Here is a 22,641-nt window from a genome sequence, read left to right on the forward strand (position 1 = left end):
GTATTTCTATGAAAAAAATATTTGTTGCGGTTAGTTTGTTTTTATTTAGTTTTATATTATATTCGCAAAATATGACGAATTCTGAAACTTTGGAAAATGATATACTTACCAACTCCAACAATGAATTTTTTGATTATATAGAAAAAGGTGATGTTGGTAAAGTCAGAGAATTATTATCAAAAGGAACAAATGTTAATAGTACTAATTCTGAAGGCTGGTCAGCATTGCATGTAGCTGTTAGAGCAAATAATGCGGCTATAGTAAAATTATTATTATCTCATAAAAGAATTGATATGAATCCTGTATTTCCTGCTAATACAATATTAATGGATGGAGAAAATAAATGGTATGCTGATGGTCAGACACCTCTTTTGCTTGCTTCATATTATGGTTATGCTGATATAGTTAGTATGCTTTTAAGCTATGGGGCTGATGTGCTTGCTAAAGATATTATAGATGATGCTATGGCCATTCATATTGCTGCTGCAAGGGGATATCCGAATGCAGTTGCGGCAATATTGGAATCTGCTGCGGCAAAAAATTCGGATATAGATGTGGTTAATGTCGGCGACAGTACAGGTACTACTCCTCTAATGTGGGCTTCTATGAATAATCAAGTAACAGTTATAGCTACATTGATTAGATATAAGCCGGATATTAATTTTCAGGATGATGACGGCTGGACTGCTTTGCATTTTGCAGCCGCTTCTGATAGTTACAGGGCTGTAGAGATTCTTTTGAAAAATAATGCAGATGCCAATATAGCTGACATAGAAGGTAAAAAACCGGTGGATATTACTACTGATACAGATATAAAAGCCCTGCTTAATAAATATACTTCAGAAGAATCTGAAAATAATAAAGAATAATGTAAATAATTGTTAATGTCATGCAAGTATATTTGCAGGCAATTTTTATTAGTAATAATAAAAAATTATGGAAGCTAAAAAATTACAAAGATTTAGTGAATACAGCATGTCTACATATTTGCTTTGTCCTAGAAAGTATAGATATACTTATATAGAAAAACCTTTTAAAAAGCAAAAAAGAAGTGTTAATGTTTATTTTATATTTGGTAATGCTATACATTTAGCTTGTAAAGAATTTTATGAGCAGAGGGCTGAAGAAAGAACTTTAGATAATTTATATAATATATTCAGAAATGTATGGAAAAGAAGCGGTATAAGAGCATTTTTCAATAGCAGGGAAGAAGAAAAAGAACTTGGCGAAAGAGGGCTTTATATGCTTTCTAATTTCTTTAATTCATTCGGACAGAAAGTACCTTATAGAATAGAAAGCTATATGGAAAATAGGGTAAGGGATTATATTTTATTTGGAAGAATAGACAGAATCGATTTATCTGCCGATGGAACATTACAGATTGTAGATTATAAAACAACAAAATACTATGATGTCGGTGAAGATAATGAGGAGAGAGAAAGAAAGACAATACAGCTGAAATTATATGCCTGTATATTGGACGGCCTTAAATGTAAGGTTACAAGCGGTTCTTATTATCATTTTGAAGATGACAAATTAGATACTATAGAGTTTACGCCTGAATCCATTAATTATTTAAGAGAATGGTTTGATGAGATAGTTGATGATATAAGATATGATAGGGCATTTGACAAAAAGGTTGGAAGGCATTGCGAGTTTTGCGATTTCTTTAAATTATGTCAGGGAAAAGAAGATAATATTGAAAATTTAGTTCTTCCTTCAGATGAGTTGTTTATGGCTAATATAGAAAATTCAGAAAATAATTGATAGTAATTTATTTATATTAACTGTATTTTATGTAAAATATAGGTACAAAATCGATGAGCGTTCATAATAGTAAAGATAATATAATAAAGAAAAAGAAAGATAAATTTAGAATAAGATATTTAACATTAGAAGATTTAGATGATTTTAACAATTTATTAAGATATGCATTTCAAGTGAGCAATAATGAGCTTATAAATTTAGGCTATGATATTGATGAAATAAAACAGGCGAAATCTGCTGTATTAAGTAAGGCTAAAGTTTTGGGTTGGTTTGACGGTGAAAAGTTAGCTTCTCAAATTGCTGTTTATCCTATGAAAATGAATATACATGGGGTTATATATAAAATGGGAGGCGTTACCGGAGTTGCCACTTATCCTGAATATTCTAATCTTGGGCTTATGAATGATTTAATGATAAAGAGTATTGAGAATATGAAAAAGGAAGGTCAAACTATATCTGTTTTATATCCTTATTCAATACCATTTTATAGAAGAAAGGGCTGGGAGATTATTTCCGACAAGATGAGTTTTGAGATAAAAGATACTCAGCTTCCAAAAAATATAACGAATAAGGGAAGGGTAGAGAGAGTTTCTTCTGACAGTGAAGATCTAATAGAGCTTTATAATGAATTTTCTCGTACAAGGCATGGTTCTTTAATCAGAGGAGATTTAGAATGGGAAGAGTATTGGAGATGGGAAGTAGATGATACTATAGTTGCAATATATTATGATGAAAAAGAGGAGGCTAAAGGTTTTTTAGTTTATGTTATAGAAAATGATGTGTTTCATATAAAAGAACTTGTTTATCTTAATTTTGAAGCTAGACTTGGACTTTGGAATTATATATCAGCACATTTCTCTATGGTAGATAAAGTTCAAGGTTATAATTATACTAATGAACCTATAGCATTTTTGCTTGAGGACAGCGAAATAAAAGAAATTATAAGACCTTATATAATGGCTAGAATTACTGATGTCAAGGCATTTATTAATGATTATCCTTTTTTAAGAAGGCCTAAAAATAAAAAAATCAATTTAATAATAAAAGATAATATGGCTAAATGGAATAACGGAAGTTTTTTAATTTATTGGGACGAAAATAAAAATACTATTTGTAAGAGACTTAATAAAGAATATAAAAGAAATGGTAAAGACAGATACATTATAAGAATGAATATTCAAACTCTTACAACAATGCTTATGAGTTATAAATCTCCTTCTTATCTGTACAAAATAGGAAGAATAGAATCCGGTATAAAAGGAATAAATTTATTGGAATCTATTATACCTAAAGAACAGGTTTATTTTTCTGATTATTTTTAATACTGAAATATTATTTTGACAAACTTTATGATTTTCAGTATAATATATTTATGAGAAAAAATTTAAATACTGCAAAAACTTTTAATCCTTTAAATGATTATTTTATGCGTTATATGTTTGCAAAAGAGGGACATGAGCATATATTAAAAAATCTCATTAATTCTGTGAGAATAGACTCTAATCAAGAGCCTTTTGAATATATAGAAGTTTTGAACACTTTTAATTTAAAAGAAAATGTTTTTGATAAAGAATCAATAGCAGATGTTAAGGCTAAAACTAAATCAGGCGAAACTATAATTATAGAAATACAAAGAATAGGCAACCATTCATTTATATACAGAAGTTTATACTATTGGGCTAAAAATTATTTTACAAATTTAAAATCTAAGGATATATATTCTGATTTAACACCTGTAATAAGTATTAATATTTTAGATTTTAATTTGATAAAAGATATAGATAAACCTCATAGCTGTTATTTTATTAAAGAGTTAGAAACCAATCATATATTAACTAATCATTTGGAAATTCATTTTCTTGAATTGAAAAAGTTCATTAATAATAGTAATTTATATGAAGGCTTATCAGATTGGTTTGAGTTTTTAAATTCTAAGGATAAATTGGAGGATACTATGGAAATATTAGTAAAGAAAAATCCTATAATGAAAGAAGTATATGATGAATATAATAAATTTGTTAATAGCAATGATTTATATAATGGCTACAGTAATTATGAAAGAGATTATTTTAATGTTCTAATGCTTAATGAAGAGCGTATAAAGGGTATAGAGGAAGGAATGAAAAAAGGTATAGAACAAGGTATTGAACAGGGAGAAAAAAATAAGGCATTATCTATAGCTAGAAGTCTTAAAAAATCAGGTTTGGATGTAAAATTTATAAGCGATAATACAGGATTAACTATAGAGGAAATAGATAAACTTTAATATAAATTTATGGAAGTTAAAATTATAGACACTGCTTACGGCGGATATGGAATTGCAAAAGATGAAAACGGAAAGGTTATATTTGTACCCCATAGTGTTGAAGGCGATATATTAGATATTATTATAACTAAAGAAAGCAAAAAATTTTCTTATGCCTATATAAATAGAATAATAGAATCTTCTAAGTATAGAATAAATCCAAAATGCAAGTATGCTTGTATATGCGGAGGGTGTTTATTTAATCATATAGAATATAATAAACAATTAGATATAAAAAAGAATATAGTTTTAAATGCTCTTAGAAATATTGATTTTAATAAAGATATAAAAATAATTTGCAGTAAAGATTTTAATTACAGACTTAGAGTTAATATGATAGCCAATAACGGAAGAGTTGGTTTTTATAGATTTAAAAGCAATGATTTTGTAAATATTGATGAATGCTTTATTTTAAAAGAGAGTTTATTTGAAAGAATAAAAAACTTTGCATCTGAAAACAATATAACAGGAAATATTTATGCTATAGAAAATAATAACGGCGAAGCTCTTGCTTTTATTGAACTTAATAAAAAAATAAATATAAAGCCTTTTGAAAGATATTTTAAAGGAATAACCGTAAAGTATAATAAAAATATTAAAAGCTACGGAGCGGACACTATACTTTATAAAACTAAATACGGCAATATTCCGATAGGGCATAAAACATTTTTTCAAAGTAATTTATATCTTCTTGATGATTTTCAGTATAATGTTATTAAATATATAAATGATAATGAGAGTACTATAGTTGAGCTTTATGCAGGAAGCGGATTTTTTACAGCAGCTTTAGAAAATAGAATAAAAAGTTTTAATAATAATTATAGATTTATTTCTTCAGAGATAAATAAAGATTCTGTACTTATAGCAAATAAATATGGTTTAAAAATAAAAAATGAAGATGCTTTAATAACATTAAAAAATATTAATTATGATATTGATGTTTTAATATTAGACCCGCCTAGAGAAGGAATTAATAAAAAAGCAATAGATGAAATAATAAGAATTAAGCCTAAAAAAATTATATATGTTTCTTGCGATCCCATGACTTTTGCACGAGATATTAATTTATTAAAAGAGTATTATAATTTATCAGATTTAAATATTATAGATATGTTTGCTGATACTTATCATATAGAGCTTATTTCTTTTTTAGAATATAAAGTTTAACTATTATTTTATTAAGTTTATTTTAATTCTTGTTATTAATATGTTACATGATATAATTAATATAATAATATAAAATTGGAATCAATTAATAATGATAAATAAAAAACTCATAGAAAGAAATAATTTGGACACTGTATTAAATAAATATAGAGAAGATAATAAAAAGATAGTATTTACAAACGGCTGTTTCGACATACTTCATCGCGGACATGTTGAGTATTTGCAGAAGGCTAGAGAGCTTGGAGATTTACTCATATTAGGACTTAATAGCGATGATTCTGTAAAGCGTTTAAAAGGAAATGACAGACCTATTAATAATGAAATTGACAGAGCTATTGTTCTTTCTGCTTTAGAATGCATTAATTATATATCTATATTTGATGAAGATACACCGCTTGAACTTATAAAAATAGTAAGACCGGATATTTTGGTAAAGGGCGGAGATTATAAAATAGAAAATGTTGTCGGAAGAGAATATTCAAAGGAGACTGTATTAATTGATTTTGTTGATGGATATTCTACTACTAATATTATAAAAAAAATTAATAGTTAATAATATAAATTATAAGAATCGGAGGATTTAATATGATTATAGTAACAGGAGGAGCCGGATTTATTGGTTCTAATATAGTAAGGGGATTAAATGATTTAGGAATTGATGATATATTAATAGTAGATAATTTGAAAAACGCTTCTAAACATAAGAATTTAAATAGAATTAAATTCAGAGATTATATTGATAAAGAAGATTTTAATTCGGATTATTTAAATTCATTTGTCAATGATAATAAAGTTGAGGCTATATTTCATCAGGGAGCTTGTTCTGATACTATGGAGACAGACGGCAAATATATGATGAAAAATAATTATGAATATACAAAAAATATACTTCATGTTTGTTTGTATAAAAAAATAAGATTTTTATATGCTTCAAGTGCTTCAGTATATGGTAATGGTGAAAATGGTTTTGAAGAGAATGAAAAAAATGAATATCCTTTGAATGTTTATGCTTTTTCAAAATATCAGTTTGACAGATATTTAAATAAATTATTCAAAGAAAATAAAGTTCAAAGTCAGGTTGTAGGACTTAGATATTTCAATGTTTACGGACCGCAGGAGAATCATAAAGGAAGAATGGCCTCTGTTGCTTTTCATTTGTTTAATCAGATAAAAGCAGGGGAGAGAATGAAAATATTTGAAGGAAGTGAGAATTTCCTTAGGGATTTTATACATATAGATGATGTTGTATCTGTTAATAATTTCTTTTTTGAGAATGAAAATAAATCCGGTATATTTAATTGCGGTACAGGAAATGCTGAGAGTTTTGTAGAGATTGCTAAGGCACTAAAAGAAGTTTATAAATCAGCTGAAATAGAGTATATAGCATTTCCAGATGCTTTGAAAGGTAAATATCAGAAATATACACAGGCGGATTTAAAGAAATTAAGAGCTATTGGTTATGATAAGAGTTTTATGAATGTTAATACAGGCGTAAAAAAATATGCTGAAGTTTTAGAAAAAAGCGGCGGCTATTTGATGTAAAAATAGTATAAAGTGTTTTACGATTATGATTAATAATGATTATATATTATATAAATATTTCAGGATTTTATTATGAAAAAAATTATTTTAATCACATTTAGTATTTTATTTTTAGCATTGCCTTTATTTTCCCAAGACCCTGAGCAGTCTGCAAAACTTCTTAAGTTAATAAACGAGGAGAGACAAAGAGCAGGACTTGAAACATATCAAACAAGTGAAGATTTGCAAAAAGCAGCAGCTATTAGAGCAGAAGAGATATCAAAAGTTTTTGAATCTAAAAGACCTGACGGAAGCGAAATGCATACTGTATACTTAGAAAATGGTATAAGAGTAGCTTATTACGGAGAATCTATAAGAACAGGATATGAAACTGCAAGCGGTATATTCAAAGCTATGATTGAAGATCCAAGCGATTCTTCTTCTATATTAGATATGGATTATACTCATATTGGCATTGGAATATATAAGAATGCTAAGAATACCTATTGGGCTATACTTTACTGTTCATTGGCAGAATAAAATATTTTAGGAGTGAGAACTTTATGAAAAAAATTATTTTTATTGCTTTTATTATTTTATCATTTGTTTTTGTATCTTGTGAAGATGATAAAGTCGAAAAAAGTATAGACAAAGTTACTGATAAAATAGAAAAGTCAATGGATAAAGCAGAAAAAAATATGGAAAAAGCTGGTGAAAAGCCTGAAAAGGCATTAGATGAAGCAGGAGAAAAAATAGAGAATCTTTTTGATTGATTTGTTAATATTTTGTTTTAAAAATTAAAAAAGGCTTAAGTTTTTATTGAACTCAAGCCTTTTATTATTATTTATCTATAACTATTTATTATTTTTTAGTATATATGTTTAAAGTTGTATTTTCTAACTCTAGTGTAAATAATGAATAGTTAATCTCGTTTGTATATGATCTGTCTTTAGCAACTTCTTGAATATACTTTTTATACTCTTCAGTATCTTGATGAGTTACTCGTAAATAATTTGCTGTTCTTGTCATAATATTATTTTCAAATTTTAAAGTAGATTTCATAGATATATTATAATATTTCATAGCTTCTAATGTTATTACACTTTCAGCCTCTGAATCGCTTATTGTTCCGGTAGCTGGTATATCCATTTTAGCAGAATTGTTTAATATATATTCATTTTCAGAAACTTTTATCAATTTATCAGTATATTCTTGTTCAAAAGCAACGATACCATCTTGTATTGCTTTCATGCTAAAGTAACCGTTAGCTTTTATTTCTACTTCTTCACTAGCAGATTCATTGTATGCATGATAATATGTACCTGTATAGCTGCTTGGTATATATCCGCTTACTTCTTTCAAATTTCCGCTTACACTATTATCATTAATTGTACCAGATAATGATAAACTTCCGCCACTTAAATTAAGTGATACATCTACTGTATTCATATCAGAGGCACTTTGAGCAAACATTACTGATTTTGTAACTGCTGATGAAGTATCATATTTTATAGTAGGCATTTGTCCTTTTATTGCATACTGTGAATCGGATATTTTAGTAACCATTTCTTTTTTTATCGTTAATAAAACATTATCCATATTCATATAAATACTTCCGTCTTCATTTATTGATAATCCAGAAGCATTTCCAAATGTTCCGAATGTAAAATTACCTGTAAAGGATTGTGAATGACTATTATTATCATTTGTTTGCGGTGCCGTAACTCTATCTCCGCATCCTACAGCAAATAAAGATAATAACATCATTGATGTAAGTAAAAGTTTTTTCATATTTTTCTCCTTAAAAAATATATTTATTAAATTTTTATTAATTAAAATTTTTGCAATAACAAAAGATATTATATTATTGATTAAGTATGTATTTTTAATTGATAAATTATTATTGAAAACTATAAATTTAGAGCTTGTAGCTTGTTATACTTTATAAAAAGTGCATTATTCATATAATATATGATATATTAATATTATTTAATGTCAATATGTAAATAAAAAGGCTTAAGTTATTAATAAACTCAAGCCTTTTTTTATTTTTTTAATGAAATTAATTATTTATTTTCCTGATCTTTTTTATATTCTATAGCTTCATTTACTATAGGAATTAATATATCAAAATCTAATGGTTTTTCTATTAATCTGAAAACACCTTCTGCAATAATCTCTTTTACCATTTCAGTATTGCCGTAAGCAGTAATTATTATAATAGGTATAGAACTTTTTCTTTTTTTCATTTCTCTTATAAGAGCAAGTCCTGTCATAGAAGGCATTAGCAAATCGGTAATAATAACATCAACAGGGTTATGTTCTAATATAGTTATAGCTGATTTACCATTTTCTGCTGTAACGATTTCAAAATCATGAGGCTCAAAAGTATATTTAATAAGATCCCTAATAGATTCTTCATCATCTACAGCAAGTATTAAAGGTTTACCATTAATCATATTTTACCCCAATTATATTAAATATATTTAGATAATCTGTATAGAACATTTTTTTTGCCTAGAAGCTCGCATATATGTGATAATTCGCTTCCGGCAGAACTTCCTGTCAATACATATCTTATAGGGTGATATAGATTAGGACCTTTTAATCCTGTTTCTTTCTGAGCTTTTTTGATTAATGCTTTCATATACTCATCAGTAATTTCATCAGTATTTTCTATATCATTTTTTATAAACTGAAGAAGTTTTTTACTTTCTTCTTTATTAACCATTTCTTTCATTTCATCAGTAAGCTCAAAATCATTTTCAAAGAAAACAGGAACATATTTTACAATGTCGGATAAAACAACACAGTTATGTCTTATAACAGAAACAAGTTTTTTAGCCCAAGCATGTTCTTCTTCAGTATAATTTTCTTTTAAAAATCCGCTTTTTACTAGATATGGTATGAATAGTTCTGTAATTTCATCTAAATTTGTATTTTTAATATGCCAAGCATTCAAGTGCCTTAATTTAGCAGTATCGAAAATGGCTGGACTCTTAGAGAAACGGTCTAATTTAAAAGCTTTAATCATATCATCATCAACCATAGTTTCTAAAGCGTCTGGGTGAGTCCAACCAAGCAAAGCTAAGAAGTTTCTCATAGCCTGAGGAAGGAATCCTTCATCTTTGTATTCCATTAAAGTAGCAGCACCATGCCTTTTTGATAATTTTTTTCTGTCATTTCCAAGTATTGAAGAAGTATGAGCAAATTTAGGAACTTCAGCACCTAATGCCTGATAAATAAGTATTTGTTTAGGCGTATTTGATATATGATCTTCACCTCTTATTACATGCGAAATTTTCATAAGCATATCATCTATAACTACAGCATAGTTGTAAGTAGGAAATCCATTCTCTCTTACAATAATGATATCACCTATTTCATCACTATTTGTCTTTACAACTCCCCTTACATAATCATCAAAAGTAACTGTTTGATTTTTTGGAACTCTGAATCTTATTTTAGCAGGCTCTCCGTTAGCAACTCTTCTTTTAGCCTCTTCTAAAGGTATATCTCTGCATTTGCCGTCATAAATAATAGGCTGATTGAGAGTTCTCTGCATATTAGATTTTTTTTCTAATTCTTCGGAAGTACAAAAGCAATAGTATGCTTTACCTTCTTCCATTAGTTTTTCAGTGTATTTTTTATATATATCAAGTCTTTCAGACTGAAAATACGGACCGTAATCTCCTCCTACTTCAGGACCTTCGTCCCAATCTATTCCAAGCCATTTTAATGATTTTATAGCCATATCAACAGCTTCTTTAGTACTTCTTTCTTGGTCTGTATCTTCTATTCTTAAAATTAATTTTCCTTTTATAGCTTTGGCGTACAGCCAATTAAATAATGCAGTTCTGGCATTTCCTATATGTAAAAAACCTGTTGGAGACGGAGCGAAACGAACTCTAACTTCTGACATAATTAACTCCTTGATTTTTGAACTTGACCTATTATACATTAAAATAAATAAATATCAATTAATATAACAGTTTTATGCAGAAATAAATTTTTAAGCAAACTTGTTTATTTAATGTATGATATGTATAATATATTAATAGATAATATATGAATATTTTTAATATAAAACTTGAAATATTTTTATTAATATAATATAATAAGATGCAATTCTATATTTGGTGTATTATGAGCAATATTGTTGTTATTACAGCCCCTTCGGCAGCCGGCAAAACTACTTTAATAAAGAAGTATATGGCTAATCATTCTAATGCAGTTTTCAGTGTTTCGCATACCACTAGAACTAAAAGAGAAAATGAAGTTGACGGTAAAGACTATTATTTCATAGATAAAGAGAAATTTGAAGAAATGATATCAGAAGGCGATTTCATAGAATGGGCATTAGTTCATGATAATTATTACGGAACTTCATTCAAAGAATTAGAAAAAGCTGATGATGAAAATAATATTTTGATACTAGATATAGATATTCAGGGTGCTTTATATATAAAAGAAAAGGGAATAGATGCTAATTATATATTCATAACACCTCCTTCTATGGAAATTCTAAAAAAAAGGCTGGAAGATAGAGGAACTGAAACTGAAGAAAGTATAAAACTCAGAATTTGGAATGCCAAAAGAGAATTAGAATATAAAGATCAATTTGATATTATCATAGAAAATGATGATATTGAAGAAGCTTATAAAAAATTAGAAGAAGCAATCAATTCAAAATTATAAATTTAAATATATATACATGGAGTTTAATATATGGGTATAATACCGTTAGAGAAACTTATAGAATATAAAGGAAACCGCTATGAACTTAGCAAAGCTATGATTGAATTAGCTAAAAACGGCGGTACGCTTCTTAAAGGTGAAACTAAATACAGAGGCGGAAAATATATACCTACTGTTATGAAAAACATACTTGACGGAAAAATTAAGTATGAATATGAAGAAGGTGTGGATATGACTGTAGATGAAGAAGCACCTTTTAAACATTCTGAAGTAGCTTATGATGAGGGCGAATATGCTTCAGAAGATGATTCCTCAGAAGAAGAAAATGATTCTGAATATGCAGCTGCTGATTCAGATGATGCTGATGATGATTATGATGATGACTATGAAGAGGATGAAGAAAAATCCAAAAAGAAGAAAAAATCTTCAAAGAAAAAAGATGAATAAATAAATAGTGAAAAAGATAGTATTTATATCAGGGGCAACAGCTTCAGGTAAAAGCAGTTTTGCTCATAAATTAATAGATAACTATTTCAATAATGCCGCCATAATATCTATAGACTCTATACAGGTTTATAGATATATGGATATAGGCTCTGCCAAACCTTCCGCACAAGAAATAAAAAAATATAATTATAAAATGGTTGATATATTAGAACCTTCTGTTAATTTCAATATAAAAGAATACCTAGATATATTTAAAAATGTAATAAACAGCATAGATAATGTTCCTATATTCGGCGTAGGAGGTACAGGTTTTTATATAGATGCTATAAAGTATGGTATTTTTGATGAAGAAAATGATAATCAGGAATCCTCACAAAAAATTAGAAAAGAGCTTTATGAAAGAATAGATAAATACGGGCTTGAAAGTTTATATTTGGAGCTTTTAAATATTGATAAGGAAGCAGCAGAAAATATAGACAGATTTAATGCAAGACGAGTTGTGAGGGCTTTGGAAGTTTATTACAATACGGGAAGAAAATTCTCGGAATTAAAAAAATTAAGAAAACCTGTAATTGATTTGGATTATTTAAGCTATGTTATTGATATTGATAGAGAAACTCTTTATGATAATATTAATAAGCGTGTTGATATAATGTTTGAAAAGGGTTTGCTTGATGAGGTAAAAAAAATTATAGATATGGGAATAAATAATACTTATACATCAATGCAAGCTATTGGATATAAAGAGATTTATGATTATTTAATTAATCAATCTATGAGTTTAGAGGATACTGTTGAGCTTATAAAAAAAAGAACTAGAAATTTTGCTAAAAGACAGCTTACTTGGTTTAGAAGAGAAGAGCATAGAAGAATAAATGAAAATGATTTGCATAAAACTGCAGATGAAATAAAAAAATTTTACAATATAAAAAATTATAATATAATAAAAAATAATTTTGACAAAGAATAAAAAATATTTATAATTATATTATTATTAAAATTTAGGTGTTAATTATGAATAATGAAGCAAGTGAAATAAATGAAGTAATGAAAGCTATAGAATCAAAATCAATAGAAGAAAAATCTATTGAAGTTGTAAAACTTTTAATAAATAGAAAATTAAAGATAACATCGGCCGAATCATGTACAGGCGGATTATTTGCTTCAAGCATAACATCAGTTTCAGGTTCTTCTGAATGTTTTGAAGGTTCTTTCGTAACTTATTCTAATGAAATTAAGCATAGGATTATAAATGTTAAGAAGCAGACATTAGAAAAATACGGAGCTGTAAGTGAAGAATGCGTACTTGAAATGGCAGAAAATACTAGAAAAATAATGAAAAGTGATATATCAATAGCAATAAGCGGAATAGCAGGACCATCTGGTGGAAGTGATGAGAAACCTGTTGGTTTGGTATGGATATGTTTAGCAGCAGAAGGCTATATTAAGGCTTATAAAAATATATTTTCAGGCAGCAGACAATCAGTAAGAGAGCAGAGTGTATTATTTTCTTTGAGTTTGGTTGAAAATTTCATAAAAAAATGTTAGTCTGTAATAACATTAATATTAAATGATTAAATTTAACAAAAAAATCTAAAAAGTCCAATATAAATTTAAAAAATATTATGTTTACTTGTTGACAAAAATAATTATGTAAACTAATATTCATAAAAAAAGAAAAATAGTTATGTAAACTCATAATTTTTTCATAAAGTAAACATAACTATATCCGATAAATTCTAAAGATAACTTTTATTAGGTGGTTTCTAATGCAGGACTTTATAAATAAATTAACAAGTCAAATAAAGAATATTTTTGCTAAAACAACAACATTGCAAAAAGCCGTTTTAATAGGTATTTTAGTAATAGGTCTAGGAGCAATAATAGCAACAATAATGCTTACATCAAGAAGAACAGGAACATTATTGTTTCAGCAGGCATTGACTCAGGAAGATGCTAGAAATGTTATAGCAGTTTTGGATGCAAATAACATAAGATATCAATACAGAAACGGATTCATTACACTTAATAGCGAAGCTGATAAGGCTAAAGCAGAATTAGAATTGGTAAAAGAGGGAAGAATGCCTACAGGAGTTGACGGTTGGGAATTATTTGATGCCCCTCGTATTGGTATAACAGATGTTGAACTTGATATCAATAAAAGAAGATCTTTAACTAAAGCTATAACTCAGCTTTTAACTAAATTAGATTTTGTACAGGAAGCTACAGTTGATTTGGCATTTCCTAAGAAAGAATATTTAACAGATATAGATTCACCTGTTACAGCATCAGTAGTTATTAGAGCACAGCCTTTTAAAGAGGATATTTTAAGAGACCCTAAAACAGTAAGAGGCTTGCAGCAATTAATAGCAATGGGTGTAGATAAATTAAAACCAGAGTTTGTAACAATTACAGACAGTACAGGTTATGTATTAACAGACTTTACAGATGAAGCTGCAAACTTAAAATTAAAAGTAGCTCAGGAAGAGTTAAAAATAGTTGACAGAGAAAGAAAAAAGATAGAAAATAAAATAAGACAAACATTAGGAAGAATATATACTAACAGAGTAGAAACAACAATAGCATTAGAACTTATATGGGACGATGTTAGTATAACAAATAATTTAGTTCTTCCAATAATATTAAAAGAAGATGATCCTACAACACCTTATGATGACAGTCAGTTTACTAATAAGGTTCAAGTATCAAGCCGTACAGTAACAGAGGATTGGAAAGGACAGCAATTTATACCTCAAGGTGCTGCAGGTGCTGAAGAAAATGTACCTCCAGGATATAAAGATAAAAGCGACAGATGGCAGACATATACAAAAACAGATGCACAGGACAATTATGAATTAAGCAAAAGATACGAAGCTATTAAGAAAGGAAGTTATCAAATAGGTAAAATATCTGCTGCAGTTGCTTTGGACGGAAGATGGACTAAGGCTTATGATCAGAATGGAGATCCTATCATAACTAATGGAAATAGTTATGTAAGAGAGTATCACCCAGTAACAACAGAGGAGATAAGAAATGTTACTTCATTAGTACAGGCTGCTATTGGTTATGATTTGAAAAGAGGAGACCAAGTAAGCGTAACACATATTCAGTTTGACCATTGGGACAGATTTAATGCTGAAGATGCTAAACTTATGAGAGATAGATTTATAAGAAAGACATTAATCATAACAATGATTTCTTTGCTTATACTGTTTGTATTAGCATTAGCAATAAGAGCTATACAGAAAGAACTTGCTAGAAGACGCAGACTTAGAGAAGAAGAGCTTGAACGCAAACAGATGGAAATGCGTAGACAGGCTATGATGAATGCTAATGAAGAGCCTATAAGTGAAATGAGTTTAGAAGATGCAGCTCGTAAGAAACTTATGGATGAAGTTATAAGAGTAAGTCATGAAAGACCTGATGATGTTGCTCAGCTTCTTCGTACTTGGATGGCTGATGATAAAAGCTAATTAATGTAAATAATAAAATTGAGTATAATAAAAATTAGGAGTATAAATTATGCCTGCAGAGAAAGAAAAAGATAAAAAACAACGAGTGCTAAGCGGCCGTCAAAAAGTTGCTATATTTTTAGTATCTCTCGGAATGGAAACTTCAAGTGAAATATTTAAACATTTGAGAGAGGAAGAAATAGAGCAGATAACATTTGATATCGCGAGACTTGAAAATATAGAATCCGCTGATAAGGATGCAGTATTTAGAGAATTCCAAGAGATGATGATAGCTCAGGACTTCATAACTCAAGGCGGTATAGATTATGCAAGAGACTTGCTTGAAAGATCTGTGGGCAGTCAGAAAGCCAGCGATATAATCAATAGATTAACTTCTTCATTACAGGTTAGACCTTTTGATTTTATACGCCGTACAGACCCAGCTCACTTGCTTAACTTTATACAAGGTGAGCACCCTCAAACTATAGCACTTATTTTGGCATATTTGGAAGCCCAAAAAGCTGCTAGTATATTGGGAGCTTTGCCTACAGAGATACAGCCTGATGTAGCTAAGCGTATTGCCATAATGGACAGAACTTCTCCTGAGGTTTTAAGAGAGGTTGAAAGGGTACTTGAAAGAAAACTTTCTACTCTTGCAAGCGAAGACTTTACTTCTGCCGGCGGTATAGACTCTATAGTAGAAATTATTAACAGCGTTGATAGATCTACTGAGAAAAGTATTATTGAGAGCTTGGAAGAAGATGATCCGGAACTTGCAGAAGAGATCAAGAAACGTATGTTTGTATTTGAAGATATCGTTTTACTTGATGACAGAGCTATACAGAAAGTACTTCGTGAAGTTGATTCAAGCGATTTGGCTAAAGCACTTAAAAGTGTTGATACAGATGCTCAGGATAAAGTTTACAGAAACATGTCCAAACGTGCTGCTGCATTGCTTAAAGAGGATATGGACTTTATGGGACCTGTTCGTCTTAAAGATGTTGAAGAAGCACAGCAGAAAATCGTTAATATCATACGTAAACTTGAAGAACAAGGTGATATTGTTGTTGCCCGTGCTGGTGAAGATGAAATGGTTGTATGATGTAAAAATATATGCTTGATTATTAATATTATGGAGTTTAAATTATGCCAGAAAAGGTTTTTAAATCTAAAAGTATTGTAGAGCTTACTCAAAAAGTTAATATTGCTGTACCTCATCATAAATCACAAGAAGAACTCGATTATGAAGAGTCTCAGGAGGAATATAAAGGTCCTTCTATTGAAGAGATTGAAGCTGAGATTGCAGGACTTAGAGCTCAGTGGGAAGAAGATTTGAGAGATATGAGAAGAAAGGCTGTTGATGAGGCAGACAGAATTATTGAAGATGCTAAAACTCAGGCCTTTGAAATATTTAAATCAAAACAAAATGAGGCACATGTTATTTCCGAACAGGCTAAAGTTGATGCTTCAAGGATAATACAAGATGCTAATGCTGAAAAAGAAAAAATACAAAGCGAATCTGAATCTATTAAAGATGCAGCATACAAAGAAGGTTATGCTAAAGGATATGATGAAGGCTTTGAAAAGTCTTTTTCTGACAGCAATAATGATTTGATTAAATTAACAGAAAAAATGAAAAAAATATTAGCTGAAACTATTAATAAAAGAAATGAAATAATAGATGCAGCAGAAGCTCAGGTTATTGAAGTAGCTGTACTTATAGCTAAACGCGTTGTAAAAATGCTTACAGAAAGAGATAAAGGTATAGTTATTAGAAATATTCAGGAAGCTTTAAGAAGAATTAAAGGAAGAACAAAAATCACTATTAGAGTTAATATTGATGATTTGGAAGTTTCCGCTAGACATAAAGATGAGTTTTATCAAATGCTTGATAAGATAGAAGGTGTAACTGTTCTTGAAGACCCTAATGTTGATGTGGGCGGATGTATGATAGAAACTGACTTCGGCGATATTGATGCTAGAATAAATACTCAGCTTAATGAAATAGAAACTGCTATTAAAGAAGTTGAACCTATAAAAGGTTTTTAATTAAAATTTTGATATTAATTTGTAATAGGGCTTGCTGATGATAAAAGATGAAAATGTAGATTTTATTAAAGAGGTAAGAAAAACATTTGACAAGTACAGAAAAGTAGTTGATGATGTAGCTTTATTAAAATCTTACGGAAAGGTTAAAGAAGTTATAGGTTCTTTAGTAATAAGCGAGGGACCATTTTGTAAACTTGGGGATATGTGCCGTATATATATGAATGATGACACCTATCTTGATGCGGAAGCTATAGGTTTTAGAAATCAAGATGTTCTTTTAGCTACTTACGGACCTGTTAATGGAATAACTTTCGGTAATATGGTTTATTCTTTTGAAAGACCTTTATCAGTTATGTGCTGCGATGAGATATTAGGTACAGTGCTTGATGCCAGAGGAAAACCTCTTGCAGGAGGCGGACATAATTTTTATGAAACTCCAGTTCCAGTATCTCATAATGCTGTAAACCCTATGAACAGACCTAGAATAAAAAAGCATATACAAACTGGTGTTAGAGCTATAGACGGGCTTCTTACTGTAGGTCAAGGTCAGCGTATGGCTATAATGAGCGGTACTGGTGTTGGTAAATCTACACTTTTGTCAATGATAGCTAGAAATACCAATGCTGATGTTAATGTTATAGCATTAATTGGTGAAAGAAGAAGAGAGGTAAGAGATTTTATAGAAAGAGACCTTGGAGAAGAGGGATTAAAAAGAAGTGTATTAGTAGTTGCTACAAGTGATGATGCCCCGCTTTTGAGAGTACGTGCTGCATATACTGCCACTACCATAGCAGAATACTTTAGAGATAAAGGCAAAAATGTTATGTTTATGGTTGATTCTGTAACACGTTTTGCTTTAGCTCAAAGAGAGATTGGACTTTCAAGAGGTGAGCCTCCTACAACAAGAGGTTATACTCCAAGTGTATTTTCAGAGCTTGCTAAACTTTTGGAGCGTACAGGTACTTCTAATAAAGGGACTATTACTGCTTTTTATAATGTATTAGTTGAAGGCGATGATTTGGACGAACCTATTACTGATACTGTTAGAGGTATATTAGACGGGCATATAGTTTTATCAAGAGATTTAGCCAATAGAGGGCATTTCCCTGCTATTGATGTTAATAAAAGCATATCAAGGATTATGAATGAAGTAGTTTCCAATATGCATAAAAAGGCAGCAAGAGAATTTTTAAAGATGAGTGCTGATTATAATGAGGCTAAAGAACTTATAATGATTGGCGGCTATGCTAAGGGCAGTATGCCAGATGTTGACAGAGCTATTGATTATAAGCCTATGATGGATAGATATTTGCAGCAGGACGTATATGAAGTTTCTAGTTTTGCTGACAGTAAAGAGGCTCTTTTATCTATGTTCTATTCGCAGGAAGAGATAGAAGAGGATTTAGTAAACAGCGGAGATGTAAAAAGAGCAGAAGACAGAACAAATATTTCCGACAATGTAGAATATGCTAATAATGATGTTGTTATACTTTAGGTAAATTAAAAATTGTTGGATTTATTGTAGTATGAAGAGATTTAATTTTAATTTGGAGCCTTTATATAAACTTAGAAAAAATATAGAAAAACAAAGGCAGGCTGAAGTAGCTGAAGTTTCTGCTGAATATAATAAGGAGCGTGACGGAAAAGATAGCTGCCTGCTTAAAATAGATGACGGGATAAGATATGTTGACAGCATAGAAGATGATAATGAAATGCTTTCTATGAGTATTTATTTGGGAGAGTATATAACTGCTTTGAACTCTCAGATATCTATCCATGAAGATAATATGGCTGAAATTAGTGTGGAGCTTAGAAGAAGGCAGGAAATTTTGCAGGAGGCTTCAAGACAGAGAAGGGCTGTTGAATTATTAAAAGAAAAGAAATTATTAGAATATAAAAAGTTAATGAATAAAGAAGAACAGGCTAAGCTGGACGAATGGAAGAAAGAGTATGTTGCCGGCGATGCTTATGAATATTAAGAGGTATTATTATGATAGAATCTGTACAAAGAATACAATCAAGAATAGGGGAGATTCAGGAAACTTTTAATAAACTTGGATTTGCTCCTATTAATACTACTCTTCCTTCAAAACCATTTGCTGAACATTTAAATGAAGCTATGGCTGGAAATAATACAGAAAGTAAAGTTAATAGTGTAGAAGTTAATAATAATTTGGACGGTTCTGTTATTAATGATACTAATAAAAAATTAGATAATGGTAAAGTTATTAATGGAGATACTTCTTCAGATGCTTTTAAAGGAAAAATATCTTTTGGAGTTTATGAAGAAAATACAAATAATTTTGCTAGGGCTATTAATGCATATAAAAAGGCTTCAGTAGAAAGTTTCCCTACTAAGTATGATGATATAATTAAAGAAGCAGCTGAAAAATATTCTTTGCCGGAGAATCTGATTAAAGCTGTAATAAAACAGGAATCAAACTATGTATCAAATGCTGTTAGTCATAAGGGTGCTGTAGGTTTGATGCAGATAATGCCTAAGACGGGTGTTGGTTTAGGTATTACAGATGAAGAAATGCTTAAAGATCCGTATACTAATATTATGGCTGGAAGCAGATATTTATCTCAAATGCTGAACAGATATGACGGAAGACTTGATTTGTCGCTTTCGGCGTATAATGCAGGACCTGCTTTGGTAGATAGATTACAGAGGATTCCTAATATAGAGGAAACTCAGAATTATGTTAAAAACATTATAGGGTATATAAAGTAAGTTAACATAATAAATTTAATTGTGTTTGCTTGACTTTTTTATTCTGTAATTTTATAATATTTTACAAAACTGCCCGCTTAGCTCAGCAGGTAGAGCATCACCATGGTAAGGTGAGGGTCATCGGTTCAATCCCGATAGCGGGCTTTTGTTCACTATTATAGAGCAAAAATATCACAAACTATAAAAGAGGATTTATGAGAATAAAACTTCTAGCGGTTATAGTATTATTTTTAATGACTATATCGCTTTCATACACTTTCGACAAAACTCCGTATTATGTAAACACAGAAACTTATGACTCATACAGAGAGTTATTAAGAGGTGTGCATTATTATAATCAGGAACGATATGATGCATCCATAGCTAGTTTTAGAAACTCTCTTAATACAAATCCTACTGACAAGTTCATAAGATATTGGTATAGTAAGGCTTTATATAAAGCAGGATATATGTCTTTAGCTATTAATGAATGGCTTAATATTACTAGAATGGGTTATGAAGATCCTATAATACTTTCTAAAATTAATAAATATGATTCGGCAAATGTCGTTGAAGAGAAAAAGGATACTTTGAGTAATTTTATATATTTAAAAGCGTTCTCTACTAATCTTAATTTTAGAAAAAATATAAATCAGCCCATACAGATAAAAGTAATGCCTGATGGAAGTTTATATGTGTTGGATTACAGTGATTCTGCTTTGAAAAAATTTGATATTAACGGAAATTTAATTGGTAAGATATCTCATGGAAAAAGGTTAGAAAAACAGCAGACTAGCTGGTGGAGAAATGTACTTCAGTTTGTAGCTAAAGTTTATCCTTATGAAAAGTTGGAAAATCCTAGAGGTTTTGATATAGATGCAAACGGATATATATATATAGCAAATACAAAAAAAGATAAAATATTAAAATATGATTCTAATCATAACTATATTACAAATATTGGTGTATCCGGTGTAAGTAATGGTCAGCTTCTTGGTCCTTCTTCAGTTGCTCTTGATAAAGATGGTAATTTATATGTTTCTGATACGGGAAATAATAGAATAGCAGTATTTGATATTTACGGAAATTTCTTATTTAGTTTTGGAAAACTTGGTGAAAATGAAGGAGAGTTTTTTTCTCCTGCAGGTATAGCTGTTAATGATCAATATATTTATGTTGCTGATATGGGTAATAAAAGAGTGCAGCAATTTGACTTGAGCGGGAACTATATTCAAACTATAAGACATAATTTATTTAATGAGCCTAGAGGTTTATCTTTTGCTAGAGACGGAAACCTTTATATAGCTGATGGAAGCAAGGTTTTTTATTATGATATAATTGAATCTGATTTTACAGTATTTAATAATTCTGAGCGATATACTGTAACTCCTACTTCTGTTGCTGAAGGGGTTAATGGAAATATATATTTGACAGACTTTATGTCTGGAAGAATAGATGTATATACTAGAAAAGAAGAGTATTATGCTAATTTGGATGTATTTGTAGACAGAGAATATTTAAACAGATTTCCTGTTGTTGTAGCTTCTGTTACAGTAAGGGATAGAGCTATGAATCCTGTAATTGGATTAACTCCTGAAAATTTCTTTGTTACTGAGAATTCTACTGTAGCTCATAAAGTTAATTTCTATGATGCACCTGAATTGCATGAATACAGATTTATATATTTGATAGAGGACAGTCTTGCTGCTAAACCTTATGAAAGTAAAATAAAAGAAGAAATCAGCAACTTCACTATGAGTTTAACTAATAATGATGAAGTTTTAGTTATACATTATAATGATCAGGTTTATAAGGCTGATAATTATGATGCAAGAAATTTGAGAATACTTGAAAATGCTAATGCTTTCCATTTTACAGGTGGAATATCAGCTTTAGACGATGCTTATTATGAAGCTGTAAGACTTTCAGGAAATAGTTTTAAGAAAACAGCTATTATACATTTTTCAGTAACTAGTCCTGATGACAGAGTATTTGACATGATGAACTTCAACGATGCAGCAAGTTTTGCTAAAAATAATGCTGTATCATTAAACCAAGTTTATATAGGTACAAATAAATCTAATTATTTCTTGGATTTAATGACTAAAAATACTTATGGTTATATTATAAATGCTGATTACTCTATCAATTATGCTGCTGAGCTTAACAAAATTAAGAATATAGATTTTGGAAGGTATTTCATATACTATAACAGTTTTAAAAATTTAGCTCAGTCAGGACAGTTTAGGGCTTTGAATGTAAAAGTACAATATAGAGATATGTACGGTGAAGAAGAAGTTGGTTATGTAGTGCCATAATAAAATTTATAATAAAAATAGGCTTATCATAATATTATGGTAAGCCTTTTTTAATGCATATATTATTGAAGATTACTATTTAAAATATTAATAATAAATTTATATATTAATATTTTAATATGGAATTAATAAAGTTTATAATACTGATTTTATATTATATCTGCTGAAGCTCTAAATTATAGTTTGTTATTAATAAAAATTATA

The 22,641-nt window shown here is 29.4% G+C and carries 23 protein-coding genes and 1 tRNA gene; 21 read left to right on the top strand and 3 right to left on the bottom strand.

Annotated elements, in window-relative coordinates:
* Window positions 1–8: 8 nt before the first annotated feature.
* The 9 genes from BHAMNSH16_RS12320 to BHAMNSH16_RS12360 all read left to right on the top strand — a co-directional run bounded on the left by BHAMNSH16_RS12320 (window position 9) and on the right by BHAMNSH16_RS12360 (window position 7,533).
* The gene (locus BHAMNSH16_RS12320) at window positions 9–869 is read left to right on the top strand and encodes an ankyrin repeat domain-containing protein (protein WP_008731816.1); all 861 of its coding nucleotides are present in this window, start codon (window positions 9–11) and stop codon (window positions 867–869) included.
* Window positions 870–936: 67 nt separating this feature from the next.
* Complete coding sequence (locus BHAMNSH16_RS12325; RefSeq protein WP_008731817.1) at window positions 937–1,767, top strand: RecB family exonuclease; 831 nt, start codon at window positions 937–939, stop codon at window positions 1,765–1,767.
* Between the two features lie 53 nt (window positions 1,768–1,820).
* Window positions 1,821–3,089 (top strand): GNAT family N-acetyltransferase, encoded by a 1,269-nt coding sequence (locus BHAMNSH16_RS12330; RefSeq protein ID WP_008731818.1) that lies wholly within the window; start codon window positions 1,821–1,823, stop codon window positions 3,087–3,089.
* Window positions 3,090–3,139: 50 nt separating this feature from the next.
* Window positions 3,140–4,033, top strand: a complete 894-nt coding sequence (locus BHAMNSH16_RS12335; protein WP_088859755.1) for an Rpn family recombination-promoting nuclease/putative transposase — start codon at window positions 3,140–3,142, stop codon at window positions 4,031–4,033.
* 9 nt (window positions 4,034–4,042) lie between these two features.
* Window positions 4,043–5,239: a class I SAM-dependent RNA methyltransferase gene (locus BHAMNSH16_RS12340; RefSeq protein WP_069731762.1), complete on the top strand. Its 1,197-nt coding sequence runs from the start codon at window positions 4,043–4,045 to the stop codon at window positions 5,237–5,239.
* Between the two features lie 91 nt (window positions 5,240–5,330).
* Complete coding sequence (gene rfaE2 / locus BHAMNSH16_RS12345) at window positions 5,331–5,792, top strand: D-glycero-beta-D-manno-heptose 1-phosphate adenylyltransferase (RefSeq protein ID WP_008731002.1); 462 nt, start codon at window positions 5,331–5,333, stop codon at window positions 5,790–5,792.
* 32 nt (window positions 5,793–5,824) lie between these two features.
* Window positions 5,825–6,781, top strand: coding sequence for an ADP-glyceromanno-heptose 6-epimerase (gene rfaD / locus BHAMNSH16_RS12350; RefSeq protein WP_008731003.1), 957 nt, complete (start codon window positions 5,825–5,827; stop codon window positions 6,779–6,781).
* 72 nt (window positions 6,782–6,853) lie between these two features.
* Entirely contained in the window at window positions 6,854–7,300 is a 447-nt protein-coding gene (locus BHAMNSH16_RS12355) for a CAP domain-containing protein (protein WP_008731004.1), read from the top strand.
* Window positions 7,301–7,323: 23 nt separating this feature from the next.
* On the top strand, window positions 7,324–7,533 hold the full coding sequence (locus BHAMNSH16_RS12360) for a hypothetical protein (protein WP_008731007.1): 210 nt from the start codon (window positions 7,324–7,326) through the stop codon (window positions 7,531–7,533).
* An 88-nt stretch (window positions 7,534–7,621) separates the two neighbouring features.
* On the opposite strand, the gene BHAMNSH16_RS12365 is transcribed toward BHAMNSH16_RS12360, so the two are convergent.
* The 3 genes from BHAMNSH16_RS12365 to gltX all read right to left on the bottom strand — a co-directional run bounded on the left by BHAMNSH16_RS12365 (window position 7,622) and on the right by gltX (window position 10,682).
* Window positions 7,622–8,551: a hypothetical protein gene (locus BHAMNSH16_RS12365; RefSeq protein ID WP_008731009.1), complete on the bottom strand. Its 930-nt coding sequence runs from the start codon at window positions 8,549–8,551 to the stop codon at window positions 7,622–7,624.
* Window positions 8,552–8,826: 275 nt separating this feature from the next.
* A complete protein-coding gene (locus BHAMNSH16_RS12370) occupies window positions 8,827–9,219 on the bottom strand; it encodes a response regulator (protein ID WP_008731011.1) in 393 nt (130 codons plus the stop codon).
* A 17-nt stretch (window positions 9,220–9,236) separates the two neighbouring features.
* Window positions 9,237–10,682, bottom strand: a complete 1,446-nt coding sequence (gene gltX, locus BHAMNSH16_RS12375; RefSeq protein ID WP_008731014.1) for a glutamate--tRNA ligase — start codon at window positions 10,680–10,682, stop codon at window positions 9,237–9,239.
* 224 nt (window positions 10,683–10,906) lie between these two features.
* Between gltX and gmk the strand changes: the two genes are divergently transcribed.
* From gmk to BHAMNSH16_RS12435, 12 genes are all read left to right on the top strand, one after another.
* Entirely contained in the window at window positions 10,907–11,458 is a 552-nt protein-coding gene (gene gmk / locus BHAMNSH16_RS12380) for a guanylate kinase (protein ID WP_008731016.1), read from the top strand.
* Window positions 11,459–11,488: 30 nt separating this feature from the next.
* Window positions 11,489–11,905: a DNA-directed RNA polymerase subunit omega gene (locus BHAMNSH16_RS12385; protein WP_008731019.1), complete on the top strand. Its 417-nt coding sequence runs from the start codon at window positions 11,489–11,491 to the stop codon at window positions 11,903–11,905.
* Window positions 11,906–11,912: 7 nt separating this feature from the next.
* Window positions 11,913–12,875: a tRNA (adenosine(37)-N6)-dimethylallyltransferase MiaA gene (gene miaA, locus BHAMNSH16_RS12390; RefSeq protein ID WP_069731761.1), complete on the top strand. Its 963-nt coding sequence runs from the start codon at window positions 11,913–11,915 to the stop codon at window positions 12,873–12,875.
* Between the two features lie 77 nt (window positions 12,876–12,952).
* Window positions 12,953–13,453 carry a CinA family protein gene (locus BHAMNSH16_RS12395; protein WP_039954859.1) on the top strand — a complete coding sequence of 167 codons (501 nt, stop codon included), beginning with the start codon at window positions 12,953–12,955 and terminating at the stop codon, window positions 13,451–13,453.
* Window positions 13,454–13,674: 221 nt separating this feature from the next.
* The gene (fliF, locus tag BHAMNSH16_RS12400; RefSeq protein ID WP_008731026.1) at window positions 13,675–15,378 is read left to right on the top strand and encodes a flagellar basal-body MS-ring/collar protein FliF; all 1,704 of its coding nucleotides are present in this window, start codon (window positions 13,675–13,677) and stop codon (window positions 15,376–15,378) included.
* A 49-nt stretch (window positions 15,379–15,427) separates the two neighbouring features.
* A complete protein-coding gene (gene fliG, locus BHAMNSH16_RS12405) occupies window positions 15,428–16,459 on the top strand; it encodes a flagellar motor switch protein FliG (RefSeq protein WP_008724563.1) in 1,032 nt (343 codons plus the stop codon).
* 44 nt (window positions 16,460–16,503) lie between these two features.
* Complete coding sequence (gene fliH, locus BHAMNSH16_RS12410) at window positions 16,504–17,406, top strand: flagellar assembly protein FliH (RefSeq protein ID WP_008731029.1); 903 nt, start codon at window positions 16,504–16,506, stop codon at window positions 17,404–17,406.
* A 37-nt stretch (window positions 17,407–17,443) separates the two neighbouring features.
* Entirely contained in the window at window positions 17,444–18,901 is a 1,458-nt protein-coding gene (locus BHAMNSH16_RS12415; RefSeq protein ID WP_008731031.1) for a FliI/YscN family ATPase, read from the top strand.
* Between the two features lie 31 nt (window positions 18,902–18,932).
* Window positions 18,933–19,385 carry a flagellar FliJ family protein gene (locus BHAMNSH16_RS12420; protein WP_008731032.1) on the top strand — a complete coding sequence of 151 codons (453 nt, stop codon included), beginning with the start codon at window positions 18,933–18,935 and terminating at the stop codon, window positions 19,383–19,385.
* 11 nt (window positions 19,386–19,396) lie between these two features.
* The gene (locus BHAMNSH16_RS12425) at window positions 19,397–20,140 is read left to right on the top strand and encodes a lytic transglycosylase domain-containing protein (protein ID WP_008731035.1); all 744 of its coding nucleotides are present in this window, start codon (window positions 19,397–19,399) and stop codon (window positions 20,138–20,140) included.
* Between the two features lie 71 nt (window positions 20,141–20,211).
* Window positions 20,212–20,284 (top strand) — tRNA-Thr (locus BHAMNSH16_RS12430).
* Between the two features lie 50 nt (window positions 20,285–20,334).
* Window positions 20,335–22,437, top strand: a complete 2,103-nt coding sequence (locus BHAMNSH16_RS12435) for a 6-bladed beta-propeller (protein WP_008731036.1) — start codon at window positions 20,335–20,337, stop codon at window positions 22,435–22,437.
* Window positions 22,438–22,641: the final 204 nt, after the last annotated feature.

It is taken from the genome of Brachyspira hampsonii, assembly GCF_002214805.1.
In the GTDB taxonomy this organism is placed as follows: Bacteria; Spirochaetota; Brachyspiria; order Brachyspirales; family Brachyspiraceae; genus Brachyspira; species Brachyspira hampsonii.

Bases quoted from the DNA above. Each gene is read 5' to 3' on its own strand.
- BHAMNSH16_RS12320 (WP_008731816.1), top strand. From the start codon at position 9: ATGAAAAAAATATTTGTTGCGGTTAGTTTGTTTTTATTTAGTTTTATA.
- BHAMNSH16_RS12325 (WP_008731817.1), top strand. From the start codon at position 937: ATGGAAGCTAAAAAATTACAAAGATTTAGTGAATACAGCATGTCTACA.
- BHAMNSH16_RS12330 (WP_008731818.1), top strand. From the start codon at position 1,821: ATGAGCGTTCATAATAGTAAAGATAATATAATAAAGAAAAAGAAAGAT.
- BHAMNSH16_RS12335 (WP_088859755.1), top strand. From the start codon at position 3,140: ATGAGAAAAAATTTAAATACTGCAAAAACTTTTAATCCTTTAAATGAT.
- BHAMNSH16_RS12340 (WP_069731762.1), top strand. From the start codon at position 4,043: ATGGAAGTTAAAATTATAGACACTGCTTACGGCGGATATGGAATTGCA.
- rfaE2 (WP_008731002.1), top strand. From the start codon at position 5,331: ATGATAAATAAAAAACTCATAGAAAGAAATAATTTGGACACTGTATTA.
- rfaD (WP_008731003.1), top strand. From the start codon at position 5,825: ATGATTATAGTAACAGGAGGAGCCGGATTTATTGGTTCTAATATAGTA.
- BHAMNSH16_RS12355 (WP_008731004.1), top strand. From the start codon at position 6,854: ATGAAAAAAATTATTTTAATCACATTTAGTATTTTATTTTTAGCATTG.
- BHAMNSH16_RS12360 (WP_008731007.1), top strand. From the start codon at position 7,324: ATGAAAAAAATTATTTTTATTGCTTTTATTATTTTATCATTTGTTTTT.
- BHAMNSH16_RS12365 (WP_008731009.1), bottom strand. From the start codon at position 8,551: ATGAAAAAACTTTTACTTACATCAATGATGTTATTATCTTTATTTGCT.
- BHAMNSH16_RS12370 (WP_008731011.1), bottom strand. From the start codon at position 9,219: ATGATTAATGGTAAACCTTTAATACTTGCTGTAGATGATGAAGAATCT.
- gltX (WP_008731014.1), bottom strand. From the start codon at position 10,682: ATGTCAGAAGTTAGAGTTCGTTTCGCTCCGTCTCCAACAGGTTTTTTA.
- gmk (WP_008731016.1), top strand. From the start codon at position 10,907: ATGAGCAATATTGTTGTTATTACAGCCCCTTCGGCAGCCGGCAAAACT.
- BHAMNSH16_RS12385 (WP_008731019.1), top strand. From the start codon at position 11,489: ATGGGTATAATACCGTTAGAGAAACTTATAGAATATAAAGGAAACCGC.
- BHAMNSH16_RS12395 (WP_039954859.1), top strand. From the start codon at position 12,953: ATGAAAGCTATAGAATCAAAATCAATAGAAGAAAAATCTATTGAAGTT.
- fliF (WP_008731026.1), top strand. From the start codon at position 13,675: ATGCAGGACTTTATAAATAAATTAACAAGTCAAATAAAGAATATTTTT.
- fliG (WP_008724563.1), top strand. From the start codon at position 15,428: ATGCCTGCAGAGAAAGAAAAAGATAAAAAACAACGAGTGCTAAGCGGC.
- fliH (WP_008731029.1), top strand. From the start codon at position 16,504: ATGCCAGAAAAGGTTTTTAAATCTAAAAGTATTGTAGAGCTTACTCAA.
- BHAMNSH16_RS12415 (WP_008731031.1), top strand. From the start codon at position 17,444: ATGATAAAAGATGAAAATGTAGATTTTATTAAAGAGGTAAGAAAAACA.
- BHAMNSH16_RS12420 (WP_008731032.1), top strand. From the start codon at position 18,933: ATGAAGAGATTTAATTTTAATTTGGAGCCTTTATATAAACTTAGAAAA.
- BHAMNSH16_RS12425 (WP_008731035.1), top strand. From the start codon at position 19,397: ATGATAGAATCTGTACAAAGAATACAATCAAGAATAGGGGAGATTCAG.
- BHAMNSH16_RS12435 (WP_008731036.1), top strand. From the start codon at position 20,335: ATGAGAATAAAACTTCTAGCGGTTATAGTATTATTTTTAATGACTATA.